General features: G+C 59.7%; 9 protein-coding genes. 1 reads left to right on the top strand and 8 read right to left on the bottom strand.

The window, feature by feature from the left end; genetic code table 11:
* Positions 1 to 37: 37 nt before the first annotated feature.
* The 4 genes from infB to CMV30_RS00280 all read right to left on the bottom strand — a co-directional run bounded on the left by infB (position 38) and on the right by CMV30_RS00280 (position 5,752).
* Positions 38 to 2,614 carry a translation initiation factor IF-2 gene (gene infB, locus CMV30_RS00265; protein WP_096054168.1) on the bottom strand — a complete coding sequence of 859 codons (2,577 nt, stop codon included), beginning with the start codon at positions 2,612 to 2,614 and terminating at the stop codon, positions 38 to 40.
* 46 nt (positions 2,615 to 2,660) lie between these two features.
* The gene (gene nusA / locus CMV30_RS00270) at positions 2,661 to 3,884 is read right to left on the bottom strand and encodes a transcription termination factor NusA (RefSeq protein ID WP_096054169.1); all 1,224 of its coding nucleotides are present in this window, start codon (positions 3,882 to 3,884) and stop codon (positions 2,661 to 2,663) included.
* 102 nt (positions 3,885 to 3,986) lie between these two features.
* Positions 3,987 to 5,279 (bottom strand): DUF2851 family protein, encoded by a 1,293-nt coding sequence (locus CMV30_RS00275; protein ID WP_096054170.1) that lies wholly within the window; start codon positions 5,277 to 5,279, stop codon positions 3,987 to 3,989.
* Positions 5,276 to 5,752 carry an NYN domain-containing protein gene (locus tag CMV30_RS00280; protein WP_245844351.1) on the bottom strand — a complete coding sequence of 159 codons (477 nt, stop codon included), beginning with the start codon at positions 5,750 to 5,752 and terminating at the stop codon, positions 5,276 to 5,278. Before CMV30_RS00280 ends, CMV30_RS00275 begins: the two co-directional genes overlap by 4 nt.
* Before the next feature lie 145 nt (positions 5,753 to 5,897).
* On the opposite strand from CMV30_RS00280, the gene CMV30_RS00285 reads away from it, so the two are divergent.
* Positions 5,898 to 7,115, top strand: a complete 1,218-nt coding sequence (locus CMV30_RS00285; RefSeq protein ID WP_281254872.1) for an MFS transporter — start codon at positions 5,898 to 5,900, stop codon at positions 7,113 to 7,115.
* A 57-nt stretch (positions 7,116 to 7,172) separates the two neighbouring features.
* Here CMV30_RS00285 and lepB read toward each other — a convergent pair whose 3' ends face one another.
* From lepB to CMV30_RS00305, 4 genes are all read right to left on the bottom strand, one after another.
* Entirely contained in the window at positions 7,173 to 8,441 is a 1,269-nt protein-coding gene (gene lepB / locus CMV30_RS00290) for a signal peptidase I (RefSeq protein ID WP_096054173.1), read from the bottom strand.
* A gap of 142 nt (positions 8,442 to 8,583) precedes the next feature.
* The gene (gene lepA, locus CMV30_RS00295) at positions 8,584 to 10,383 is read right to left on the bottom strand and encodes a translation elongation factor 4 (protein WP_096054174.1); all 1,800 of its coding nucleotides are present in this window, start codon (positions 10,381 to 10,383) and stop codon (positions 8,584 to 8,586) included.
* 80 nt (positions 10,384 to 10,463) lie between these two features.
* Positions 10,464 to 11,378: an ACP S-malonyltransferase gene (gene fabD / locus CMV30_RS00300; protein WP_096054175.1), complete on the bottom strand. Its 915-nt coding sequence runs from the start codon at positions 11,376 to 11,378 to the stop codon at positions 10,464 to 10,466.
* Between the two features lie 78 nt (positions 11,379 to 11,456).
* The gene (locus CMV30_RS00305; protein WP_096054176.1) at positions 11,457 to 13,247 is read right to left on the bottom strand and encodes an ABC transporter ATP-binding protein; all 1,791 of its coding nucleotides are present in this window, start codon (positions 13,245 to 13,247) and stop codon (positions 11,457 to 11,459) included.
* Positions 13,248 to 13,546 lie beyond the last annotated feature (299 nt).

Here is a 13,546-nt window from a genome sequence, read left to right on the forward strand (position 1 = left end):
CTCGTCCCGGGAATTAAATCGCGAAGACGGCGGAGGCTTAGAGCGAAGCGCGCACTTTTTGAATTTCAAGGCACTCAATGATATCGCCGGTCTGGTAACCGTTGAAATCGTCGAGCTTGATACCGCACTCGAGGCCGGCGCGGACTTCGTTGGCGTCGTCCTTGAAGCGCTTGAGCGTGGAGATCTTGCCTTCGTAAACGATCTCTTTGCCGCGGCGCAGACGCGCGGAGTTGTTGCGGGTGATCTTGCCTTCGGTGACGAGACAGCCGGCGACGAAGCCCTTGCCTTGCGGGAAGGTGGCGCGGATCTCGGCGGCGCCGAGCTTGATCTCCTTGAGATCGGGATCGAGCAGGTCGGCCATCATCTCTTTCACCTTGTCGGCGAGTTCGTAGATGATGCCGAAGGTCTCGATGCGGACGTTGTGATGCTTTGCCAGCGGCGTGACGCCATTCTCCAGCTTGGTGTTGAAACCGATGACGATCGCACCGCCTGTGCCGGCCATGAGCACGTCGTTTTTTGAGACAAGCCCGACGTCGGAGGAAACGACTTCGAGCGAGACCTTGGTGCTCTTGATTCCTTCGAGCACGTGGCGCACGGCTTCAGAAGAGCCGAAGACATCCGTCTTGAGGATTACCTTGAGCGTCTTCTGCTGTGTAGCGGCAATGTTGGCGAAGAGGCTTTCCACCGAGATCTGCTTCGGAGCGGCATCGCTCGTGGTCGTGATCTTCTTGAGGCGATGCTCCTCTTCTTCAGCCATCTTCTCGGCATCGCGGGCATTCTTCACGACCTTGAAGGACGCACCGCTGTCAGGCGCACCGGACCAGCCGATGACGCGAACCGGTGTGGCGGGCGGAGCCTCTTTGAGGTTCTTGCCTTGATCGTCGAACATCGCGCGGACGCGGGCCCATTGAGCGCCGCAGACGATCGCGTCGCCGACACGGAGCGTGCCGCGCTGGACGATGACGGTCGCGAGAGGACCGCGACCGACGTCGATCTGAGATTCGATAATCGCGCCGCTGGCCTCAGCCTTCGGGTTGGCCTTCAACTCGAGAACTTCGGATTGGAGAATGATCATCTCCAGAAGTTCGTCGATGCCGGTGCCCTTGATCGCGGAAACCGGAACGGTGACTGTTTCGCCACCCCAGTCTTCAGGGGCGATGTTGCGCTGCTGCATCTGGTTTTTGACCTGATCGAGGTTGGCACCTTTGACGTCCATCTTGTTGACGGCGACGATGAGCGCGAATTTCTCGGGCTGCTGCTCTTTCACGCCGAGCGCAATTTTCAGCGCTTCATCTGTCTGCGGCATGAAGCCGTCGTCGGCGGCGACCACAAGGATCGCAACGTCGGTGACGCTGGCGCCGCGGGAACGCATCTTGGTGAACGCGGCGTGGCCGGGCGTATCCAGGAAGGTGAGCTTCTTGCCTTTGAATTCGATCTGGTAGGCGCCGATGTGCTGCGTGATGCCGCCGGCTTCGCCCGAGGCGACGTTGGCTTTACGGATCGTGTCGAGCAGCGAGGTCTTTCCGTGGTCAACGTGGCCGAGGATGCAAATAACCGGAGGACGCGAGACGAGATTCTTAACCTCTTCTTCGTCGGGATTAGCCTTGGCCTTGGCCTGTTTTTCCTTGGCGGCCTGCTGCGTGGAGGCGTCGCCGCGGTGTTTGATCTCAAGCAGGAAGCCGTGTTTCTCTGCGACTTTGACGGCAACCGTCTCGTCGATGTTTTGATTCATCGACGCGAAAATCCCCATCTCCATGAGCTCGGAGATCAGCTTGAATGGCTTAAGGCCCAGAGCCGGGGCAAAGTCGCGGACGATGATCGGCGGCTTCAGGTGAATGGTTTTCACATCGCCCTGAACGGTGACGATCGGCGCGTTGGTCGCGCTGCTCGGAATCGCGGGAACGGCGCCGGGTGCGGAGACCGGGAGCGGCTTGGGCGCAGACGCGAAGGCCGGCGAGGAAGGAAACGGCGGTGGCGTAACCGGACTCGCGCTGCGCGCAGGAATCGGCGGTGGCGCGATCGGGCTCGGCGCGGATGAGCGTGGCGGGACCACGGCTGCGGGCGGTGAAACCGGGCGCGGAGCCGATACGGCGGCCGGCGCGGAGGGCGCTGGCTTCGGAGCAGAAATAGGTGCCGACACAAATGGAGGGGACGTCGGTGCTGGACGCGGCGCAAACGAGGTGGGGCCGGGCATCGGTGGGCGCGGTGGCGGGCTGGCTGGGCGCACGGGAGGCACCATGACCGAGGGAGCCGGTTTATTTTGTTTCGCTGCCGCTTCTTCCTTCTCGCGCACGATGTCCTGCGCGCTCTTCACCATGATTCCGGCGGGCTGCTTGGTGGTGAACACGGCAGGCGCGACACCCGAGGACACTTGATCGGCGACGGCCGATTCAACGGGCGCGGCAGCCGCAGGCGTTTCCGCCACGGGAGCGGGAGCACTCGCCGGCTTTTTGGCCGCGATGTACTTCTCGAACTCTTCCTCGTAGATCTTACTGACGGTGCTCGAGACCGACTTCGTGTCTGCGGCGACGAAGTTGAGCTCCTTGAGCAAGGTCAGCATGTCCTTGCCCTCCATATTGTGGCGTTTGGCGAGTTCGTGGATGCGGATGCTCATTCAGTCTTGGTAAGTAAAAGGATTCTTGGCGCGTGGAGAAGACAGGTTAGCGAACGATGCGAGCCAGCAGGGCCTGAGCCTCCTCCTCCGAGAAGCCAGCCTCCTGAAGATCGTTGAGCTCCACGCCTTCGAAGGCTGCGGGCGAATTGATGCCGATGCCGAAGAGACGTTCCGCAGTCGGGCGGTCGATGCCGAGAGTCGTGACCATCGATGACAGCGCCACTTCGCGCGGATCGCTGGAAACCACTTTCAACTCTTCCACTTCCAGGCGCCAGCCGAGCAGGCGCGAGGTGAGGCGGACATTTTTTCCACCTTTGCCGATGGCCACCGCGAGCTGATCCGGGATAACCTTCACAACAATGCGGTGATTTTTTTCGTCGAGGATGATGTCCTTCGGCTCGGCGGGTTTAAGCGCCTCCTTGGTCATCTCTTTGACGTCGGCGTAGTGCTTGATGATGTCGATTTTCTCACCGTTGAGCTCACGCACGATGGTCTTCACGCGAGCGCCACGGGCACCGACGCAAGCGCCGACGGGATCGACCTTCGGGTCTTTCGTGGAGACAGCGATCTTAGTACGGTAACCCGGTTCACGGGCAAAGGCCTCGATCTTGACGGTACCGTCAGAGATCTCGGTGACTTCGACTTCAAACAGGCGGCGGACAAATTTCGGGCTGGCTCGGCTGAGAATGATTTCAGGTCCGCGTGGCGACGAGTCGATCGACGTGAGCAAGCAGCGGATGCGATCACCAGCCTGGTATTCTTCACCGGGGACTTGTTCTTTGCCGGGAAGCAACGCCTCGGCTTTGCCGAGATCGACGAAGATGTCGTTGCGCTCTTTGCGACGCACGGTGCCGGTCACAATGTTGCCAACCATGTCCTTGAAGTCGTCGTAAATGCGGTCCTTCTCGAACTGCCGCAGCTTCTGCATCACTGCCTGACGCGCGGTCTGGGCGGCGATGCGGCCGAGCGTGGCGGGATCGATTTCTTTTTCGATCAGTTCACCCATCACAGCACCGGGCTTGAGCGACTGGGCTTTTTCGATGTGGATCTCCGCGCGTGGGTTGCTGACGGAATCGACGACCTTGAGAACCGACCAAGCCTTGAGCTGACCGTTCTTGGGGTTGATCTCGATTTTGATTTCCTGACCCGAGTTAACTCCCTTGAGCGCGGCAGTCTTGATCGCGTTGACGATCGCGGAAATCATGTCGGCACGACTGATCCCCTTCTCCTTCTCCATATACTCAAGGACGGATAGAATTTCGCTGCTCATAGGTGGATAAATTTAGGGAAAAAAAAAGCGGGCCAGAGGCCCACTTTCCGGAAAGTGAACGATGAATGAAAGGATCAAAATAGCTTCCGCCCGAAAAGCTTGTCAAGTCCTGCGCCCCTCTGCGCTATCGCCAAAATCCTGCTTTTTCTCCTCGGCGAGCAACCAACCGAGCAAACCTTGCGAGGAACCATGACACGCAGGCCAGTCGCGACCGCCGATGACGCGAAGTCCGCGCAGCAACGCGAGCCACTTCTCCGGAACGTCTCCGGAAAACCAATGACGCCACCACACGCCTATCTCGTCGGCCCGTGAATCATCGCGTGCGGCGAGCAGCGGCCAGAAACCATCGCAGATCAAAGTGTCCAAGCGTGAACCACCAACAACCTCCGCGCAGATCTCGTCCGCGAAACGGGTTCTCGATGCACGAAAGTCCCCGCGTTTACGGAGCTGGGCGGTGCAGGTCGGCGCGGAGGCTTTGTCGGCGAGCTTAGGCAGTTGGGCAAAAAGAGCGATCAAGCGTTCGGGCCATCCGGGGCGCGCACTCACCCACTCCGCATACTGCCGCAGCCGCGTACGCGGATGATTCGCTGGGCGCACGCCTTGGGCGCTCCAACGCCACGAGGCTTCAGGCTCGCTCAAAATCCCGAAAACGAATGCTTCACGGTCCGGAGCTGTCGTGAGTTTTACCCAAGTCTCCAGTGGATGAACCGCCGCCAACGCGAGCATCGGGGCGCGGTTCGCACGGTAGCCAAGAATCTCCAGCGCGGTGTGATGGCACGCGCCAGACCAGCCGAGCCGGTCGATGCGGGTCTTCGCATAATGGATTTTTTGCCGCCAACGTTCCCGCGAGTGCCGGTCCAACTCCTCACGCAACGCGGACTCGCTCAGCGCCGCCAGCGCCTCGTGCGCACGTGTCAGCGGATGATTTGCCAGCCGCTCCACCGCCGCATCAGCCGCGTACTCTTCGAGATCGTGATGCAGCAACGGTAATAAAACCAGCAGCGGGAGCTCACGTCCGCCGACGCCGGGCGTCACGCGTTCCGCACCGGGGAAAAGCACGACGTGGAGAACAACATTCGCGTACGCTGGATCGCTCGCGTGGCCGTGCGCGCGCCAGTCGGCCGCGTGGAGATGCAGTTCGACATCGCCCGTCGTCAGGGAATCGCCGATACGCAACCGGGCGCCCTTGAAGTCAGGGCCACCGAGCAGATTCCAGCGACCGGGATGCAGGATTTCGATGTGCCGGCCGTCAGCCGTCCGGAGTTCGCGCGCGTCGAATTCCCCGCGCAGCCAGATTTGTTGAAGGAGTTTTTCAGGAAAGGAGAACGCGCCGTAGAGTCCTTGGATCTCCGCCACGGCCATGCCCTCCCCGCCCCCGCCGGAAGTTTTTCTCATGATTTGGGACGCCGCCACTCCCGCTCATTCTCGCGGCGCAGTCCAGACACTTGTGTACGCTGTCGCTCGTCTGCGCGACCGATCTGCGCCAGCAGCTCATTCGAGGAAATCCCCGCCGCTCCCAGCGCTTCGATTGTCTGGCGCTCGGCGCGATCATCGGTCGCGACCAGACAGAGGGAAGCGTCCACCGAGTTTCCCACGAGTTGCTCGATCACATCATCGGCCGTCGTGCCGCTGGGTGTGTAAAGATGCGTGAACGTCGCGTGCCCCGACGGCCGCTCGATGACGAGTTCGCCGCCACGACCGTCGAACACGAGCGTCACCCGCAGCTGCTCAACATCGTGGAGCACACTCACACGTTGCGAGAGCGTGGCGCGCGCGGCATCTCGGTCACGTTTCAATAACGCCCGCAGCTCCGGCCACGCGTGCAGGCTATTCGATCCGTCGATGAGCAGATGTTTCTCAAAGGCCACGCAACACAGGATCGCCGATCAATTCGCGCAAAAGCAAACGACGAAAGCTTTCCTCCAGCTGTCATCCTCTGCGGCATCGGGCACTGTATTATAGGGAGTCACTGCCAGTTTGCGAAGCGCGTTTTTGCCGTGCCAAAGTAAGCGGATGTCCGCATCCGCTCTGCCGAAAATAGAACGCTCTCCTGCCGTTGAAGGCGCCGCGATGCACGTGCTGGTCGCACTCAGCTTTTCCCACCTGCTTAACGACATCATCCAGGCGCTGCTGCCATCGATCTATCCGCTGTTGAAAGACTCGTACGACCTCAGCTTCACCCAGATCGGTTTTCTAACATTCACCACTCAAGTCACCGCATCGCTGCTGCAACCGGTGGTCGGCGTATACACCGACAAACGTCCGCTGCCCTACTCTCTTCCCATCGGAATGAGCATAACGCTGATCGGCTTGGTGCTGCTTTCGCTGGCGGGAAGTTTTTCCATGCTGCTGATCGCATCTGCGCTGGTGGGCTTGGGCTCTGCTATCTTTCATCCCGAGGCGTCCCGGCTGGCGCGCATGGCTTCGGGCGGCCGACACGGGTTCGCTCAGTCGCTTTTTCAAGTGGGGGGAAACTTGGGGACTTCGCTCGGCCCACTCGCGGCCGCGTTTGTCGTGATGCCACGCGGACAGATTCACATGCTCTGGTTCACCGCGCTCGCGCTGCTAGGCATTGTGCTGCTTCACCGCGTCGGTAGCTGGTATCAACAACGCCTGACTTCTGCAAAACAGCGGGCAACCACCAGCCTGTCCCATCGAAGCGCATGGCCCCGACGCACAGTGATCCAGGCCATCGCGGTGCTGATCGTACTGGTTTTTTCCAAGTACGTTTATCTCACCAGCCTGACCAGTTACTACACGTTCTATCTGATCGAAAAATTCCAGCTCACGGCGTCGCAAGCGCAGATCTACCTCTTCGTATTTCTCTTCGCAGTCGCGGCTGGCACGATCATCGGCGGACCGGTGGGCGATCACTTCGGGCGAAAGTGGGTCATCTGGATTTCCATTCTCGGCGTGGCGCCGTTCGCGTTGTGGATGCCGCACACGAACCTCGCTGGAACCGTAACGCTCAGCGTGGTCATTGGCGTGGTTCTCGCGTCCGCGTTTTCCGCGATCCTCGTGTATGCGCAAGAACTCGTACCCGGCAAAGTCGGCCTCATCAGCGGGCTGTTCTTCGGTTTCGCGTTCGGCGTGGCCGGCATCGGTTCCGTGGCGCTGGGCAAACTCGCCGACCACACGAGCATCGAGCACGTGTTCGACGTGTGCAGTTACCTCCCGCTGATCGGGCTGCTCACGGTGTTCCTGCCTGATATCGAACGCCGGCGCACCTGAAATGAAAAAGACCACGAGTCATCGTGGTCTTTGAAACTCGTTCGCCTCGCTGACGCTTCAGCGCGCCGGTCCCCAGCGTTTCGTGAACGGGTAATAGATGAACAACGGGCGACCCACGATATCCTTGTACGGGACTTCGCCCCAGTAACGGCTGTCGAGACTGTTGCCGGAATTATCGCCCATCGCATAATAACCCTGCGTGGAAACTTCGACCTGCTTTTTCTCAAGCAGCGCTTCTTGATTCTTATAGCCGCGATAAAGCCCCTCTTGGCGGGCGTTCTTATCGAAAGCAAGTGATCCCGTGATTGGCTCGCCGTTGCGCAGCAAAGCGGAATCACGCACTTCGAGCTTATCCCCAGGTGTCCCGACCAAGCGCTTGATGTAGTACGACTCCACGGGACGTCCGCCCGCATCGACCAAATAAGGACTGCGAATGTTATCTGTTCGAAAAACAAAGCCAGAGCCCACCTGCGGGCGCACGAAATGGTAGGACATGCGATCAACGAAAAGCTGATCGCCCGTCATCACATCGAACGAAAGAACGCGCTCTCCTTTTTTCACATGCTTGCCCGTGTTGATCCATCTAACCGGGATGTTTTGACCTGCACGCGACGAAGGCAAAAAGCCGGCTTCAACCTGTTGTGTCCGCGGAGCACCTGCACTGAAAAACGCCTCTTCGATGACCTCATCCATTTTGAAGTCCAACGGTACTTGCACCGTCACCAACTCGCTACCGACGCGTAACGTGATCTGCTGCACTCGGGATGGAAAAACAAACCAAGTACGACCAGGAACCACCGCAGAAGGAATCCGGTTACCCGAGACAGGCACCCAAACATCGCCATCCACCGGCGCATCCACCGAACGACGCGTCGCGCCAAAAGCGACCAGCCGTGCCGCGCTCGCAACGACACCAGGCTCTTCCTTCTCTGAAGCGAAAACCTCGCCGGTCATACCGTAATAAGTCGGCCACATCGAGTTCGTCGGGATCTTAAACGGCTGCACGAAGTACGCGCGCAGTCCGAGGATCACGATCGCGGCGACGACGAAAAACTCCACGTACTCCTGGATCGTGGAGCGTGGATAAAACTTTCCGCCTGCGCGGCGCACGGCCGGTTCAAGTGCCTCGATGCCGAGCTTCAGTTTGCTGGCGTCGGCTTTATCGCGGAGCTGGGCACGGAGTTGCTCGCTCTTCTGCTGGAGATCGGCCCGGTCGGCGGCGGAGATCTCGTCACGGCGGTAGTTGAAAATTTTGTCGGCGAGCTCGAGCCAGTTCGTGGCATTGGCGCGCATCTGTTTTTCGACCGACGAGAAAAGTCCGAACATGGTGGGATGTGGAAATCAGGAAGACGGGAACGGAGCCAAACTAATCTGGAACTCAGCAATTCTGGAAAATCCGACCGTTTTTTTCCGTCCAGAGTTCCTGAGTTCCAGATTCATCAAAATGAAGCAGGCGTCGAAAGGCGTTTTAGTCGCCGCTCTTGAGCACCTTGATGAAGGCATCCGGCGGGATGTTCACCTTGCCGATCATCTTCATCTTCTTTTTGCCCTCTTTCTGCTTATCGAGGAGTTTGCGCTTACGGGAGATGTCGCCGCCGTAGCACTTCGAGGTAACGTCCTTGCGCATTTCCTTCACGTTGTCGCGGGCGATGACTTTGCCGCCGATCGCGGCCTGAATCGCGACTTTGAACATCTGTGGCGGGATGATCTCGGCGAGTTTTTCGCACAGCTGGCGGCCTTTGGCTTCAGCCTTGGAGCGGTGGACGATGCAGGAAAACGCGTCCACGGGGTCGCCGTTGATCATGATGTCCATCTTCACGAGGTCGTCGGCTTTGTAGGCGCCGAGTTCGTAGTCCATCGAACCGTAGCCGTGCGTGATGGATTTCAGGCGGTCGTTGAAATCGACGAGGATTTCGTTGAGCGGGAGCACGCAGCGGAGCATCACGCGATTCATGTCGAGCGTGTCGGTGTGTTCGCACACGCCGCGCTTTTCCATGATCAGCGCGAGGATGTCGCCCATGGAATCGTTGGGCAGAATGATCGACGCCGTGATCGTGGGTTCGAGCGTCTCGATAATCGTGCCGGGGTCAGGGAAGTTCACCGGGTTATCCACCTCGAGGACTTCGCCGCCTTGTTTCACGATCTTGTAGATGACGCTTGGGTACGTGGAGATGATCTCGACGTCGTGCTCGCGGCGAATGCGCTCCTGGATGATCTCCATGTGGAGCAAACCGAGGAAGCCACAGCGGAAGCCGAAGCCCAGCGCGAGGGAACTCTCCGAGGAGTAAACGAACGCCGCGTCGTTGAGCTGTAAGCGGCCGAGGCCTGCCTTGAGCTTTTCGTAGTCGTCGCTCTCCAGCGGATAGAGTCCGCAGAAAACCATCGGGCGGACCTCTTTGTAGCCGGGGAGCATTTCCTGAGCGGGCTTGCTCGCGATGGTGATGGTATCACCGGTTTTAACCTCGGAAGGATCTTTGATGCTCGAAACGACGTAGCCCACGTCGCCCGCGTGGAGCACCGCGCACTTTTCCATCTTCGGCGTGAACGTACCGACCTCTTTCACCTCGGCCTTTTGATTGGTGCTCATGAGGAGCATCATGTCGTTGGCCTTGATCGAGCCGGAAAACACGCGGACGTACGCGATACAGCCCCGGTACGCATCGTAGAGAGAATCGAAAACCAGGATGCGCGTCTGCGCGTACTCGCGCCAGCGAGGAGGCGGCACGCGAGCGACGACAGCTTCAAGAATGTCTTCGATGCCGATGCCCGACTTGCCGCTGGCGAGAATCGCCTCTTCGGCCGGGATCGTGAGAATGTCTTCGAGTTGCTTGGTGCAGAGTTCGAGGTTCGCCGACGGCAGATCGATCTTGTTGATGACCGGGATGACCTTGAGCTGCTGAGAAAACGCGAGGTGCGCATTGGCCACCGTCTGGGCTTCGACGCCTTGCGCCGCATCGATCAGGAGCACGGCGCCTTCACATGCCGCGAGACTGCGGGAAACTTCGTACGAGAAGTCCACGTGGCCGGGCGTGTCCATCAGGTTGAGCTTATACTCACGGCCATCCTTCGCGCGGTACATCATCGTGACCGGGTGCGATTTGATGGTGATACCACGCTCCTTCTCGAGGTCCATCGAGTCGAGATGCTGGGCGGTTAACACGCGCTTCGAGATCGTGTTGGTGTACTCGAGCAGCCGGTCGGACAGCGTCGTTTTGCCGTGATCGACGTGAGCGATAATACAGAAATTGCGGGTCAACAGTTCGTCCATGCGAGGAGAGCGTCGGCGGCGGAAACCGCGACGCATTCAAAGGTTCAAAAGGTCGAGGGTGCGGACGCCCCCCGGCGGGATCAAGCGGCTAAATCGGAAAACTCGGACACGCTCTTCACCGGCCAGTCCTTATTGGTCCGGCGGGCCAGCCCGGCGAGGACGCCGCCCGGCCCCAGCTCCCAATAAGTCGTTGCCCCTGCCGCCGAGGCGCTGCGCATGCAGTCTTCCCAGAGGACGGACGACACGACCTGCTTCACCAGCGCCTCGCGGATCGCGTCGGGCGACGAGACGGCGTGGCCGGTCGTGTTCGTGAAGACAGTGAACTTCGGCGCCGCAAACGGCACCGTCGCCAGATAAGCGGCAAATGCCGCGCGGGCCGGCTCCATCAGGCGGCTGTGATAAGCGCCCGCGACGTTGAGCGGCATGGCTTTCTTGATGCCGCGCTCTTTTGCAGCGGCGACGGCGGCTTCGACCTTCGCCTTTTCGCCGGAGATGATGATCTGGCCGGGGCAGTTGAAATTGGCCGCCTCGATCCCGAACTCAGCGCAGAGCTCGGTGACCTTCGCGCGCTCTTCACCGACAATCGCGGCCATGCCGCCGGTCGTCTGCTCACACGCGAGCTGCATCAAACGCCCACGCTCGGCCACGACCTTCAGGCCGGTCGCGAAATCAAAAACGCCCGCAGCCGTCAGCGCGGTGACTTCGCCGAGGCTCAGGCCGAGCGCGAACGTCGGCTCATCTGCGCCCGTGAGTTTCCCCTTCTCCTTCGCTGCCGCGAGCAACGCGAGACCATGAACGAAGAGCGCGGGTTGGCAGACCTTGGTCTGCGTGAGTTCGGCGTCAGGGCCTTCAAACGAGAGCTTCGTGAGTTCCCAACCGAGCACGCGGTTGGCTTCGTCGTAAAGCGCGCGGGCGGCTGCGGAGTTTTCGTAGAGCGATTTGCCCATGCCGACTTTCTGAGCGCCCTGACCAGCGAAGAGGAGTGCGAGTGACATAATGAAACGGCAGTTCGTAAACGGTCGAACGGTGCAGTGCCAAGGGCCAAGTTCCAGACTTGGGCCACGGCGGCTCCCCTACTCTTCCAGCCGCCCACCACTCTGCCGCGCGTGCAGCTGCGAATAAAGCCCGCCCGTCTTCACGAGTTCATCGTGCGAACCGATTTCCTCAATCCGACCCGCGCGCATCGCCACGATGCGGTCGGCGTTGCGGATCGTCGAGAGACGGTGCGCCACGACAAACGTCGTCCGCCCTTTCATGAGCCGTTCCAGCGCCTCCTGAATCAACGCCTCGCTCTCCGAATCCAGCGCCGACGTCGCTTCGTCCAGGATCAACACGCGCGGATCGCGGATCAGTGCGCGTGCGATGGCGAGGCGCTGCTTCTGCCCGCCAGAAAGTCGCGCACCTTTTTCGCCCACCTGCGTCTGGATTCCCTCGGGCAACTTCTCAACAAACTCCCACGCATTTGCATCGCGCAACGCCGTTGTGATGCGCTCATCGGAAACCGACTTCATCCCATAAGTGATGTTCTCGCGGATCGTCCCATCGAAGAGAATCGATTCCTGCGGCACCACCGACACGAAGCGCCGGTATGTCCGCAAATCGAGCGCAGCCATGTCGCGACCATCGATCAGGATCGTACCACTCGTCGGCCGGATAAAACCGATGACCAGATTGAGCACGGTGGATTTCCCCGCGCCCGACGGCCCGACGAGCGCGATGGTTTCGCCGGGTCTGACATGGAGCGAAAAATCACGCACGGCGTGCGCTTCGACTCCTTCGTAGCGAAATCCAACATCGCTAAAACGAAACTCTCCACTGACCGCGTTCACCGGCGCCTTGCCTTCGTTTTGTTCGAGATCGGGACACTCCAGTACTTCGCCAATCGAACGCACTGCTTCGTAGCCGCGCAGGATCATTGGCGCGGAGTTCGCGAGCGCGAGCACCGAGCCGGTCAGCATCCCAAAATATCCCGTGAGCATGACGATATCGCCTAGCGTGATCGGAATGAACTGCGTGGCACACGCCCAGGCTGCAAAAACGAGGCAGGCTGAATTAAAAAAATTGAAAACGACCCACGAAATCGCGCCGAAAACGGAGTTGATTTCATCCACTTTGAGCCCCGCGTCGCGCACCCGCTCAAGCGAGTTTTCGATGCGCTCAAGCGCGCTCGTCTCCAAGCCGTGGGCACGTGTGATCGGGATCAAATTGGTCATCTCGATCACGCGATTGGACATCTGCTCGATTTCCTGGCGCAGCTTGGTGTTTCGCTCCGAGACGTGCTTGTGCAACGAGCGTACAAGAATCACCGCGACAGGAATGGATCCCGCGAAAAAAACTAAAAACCACGGCGCACGATAAGCGGTCACCGCGAGCGCGAAACCCAGATTGATGAAGGCTGTCCCCACCGAGTCAAAAAGCCCGCGCGTGAGCTGCTCGATGGATTCCACGTCGCGCAGCACCTTCGTCTGGAGCGTGCCTGCGCTTTGGCGCGTGTAGTATCCGATGGATAGATGCTGGAGCCGCCTGCAGATCGCGGAGCGCAGCCGCGTCTCCATCGAACGCGCCGCGTGGCTGATCGAGCGCACGCAGAGATAATTAACCGGGATGTTTTGAATCAGGATCGCGAGGAGGATGCCCGCATTGAACCAAATCTCGTTCAACGAATGTTTTTCCGGCTCGGCCACGATATCGATGATCCGCGCCGTCATGAGCGGCATGACCCACACCGGGCTGTGCTTGATGACATAGAGCACCGCGCCCCAGATCAGCCGCGTGCGCTCTTCGCGATAGAGAAACAGCAGTGTGCGAAGCGGGTGCTCGCCGCTGAAACGATGTTCAAGCGGACTGTTGTGTGGATTTTGCATCAGGGTCGGCGGAGTAATTGGCTAAGGCTAATGTTCGTCTCCATCGACGACGTCCAGAGGGCACTGGCTCGATCACCAGCATATTGTCAGTACTCCGCCTCATTGCCGTACTGTACGGCAATTAAACAGTTTGGTAACAAGGACAGTCCGGCTCACGCATACCGCAGCAACGTACTCCGTTGCTTTACCTGCAAACCCCGCACCCTCGATTCGACCCTAAGAATCGCAGAACCCCGCATCTAGGAACCTACCTATGAACCTACGTGATCGCCATGTATCACCTTCGTCGACCGTTCACG

The sequence above is a fragment of the Nibricoccus aquaticus genome, from assembly GCF_002310495.1.
Lineage (GTDB): Bacteria > Verrucomicrobiota > Verrucomicrobiia > Opitutales > Opitutaceae > Nibricoccus > Nibricoccus aquaticus.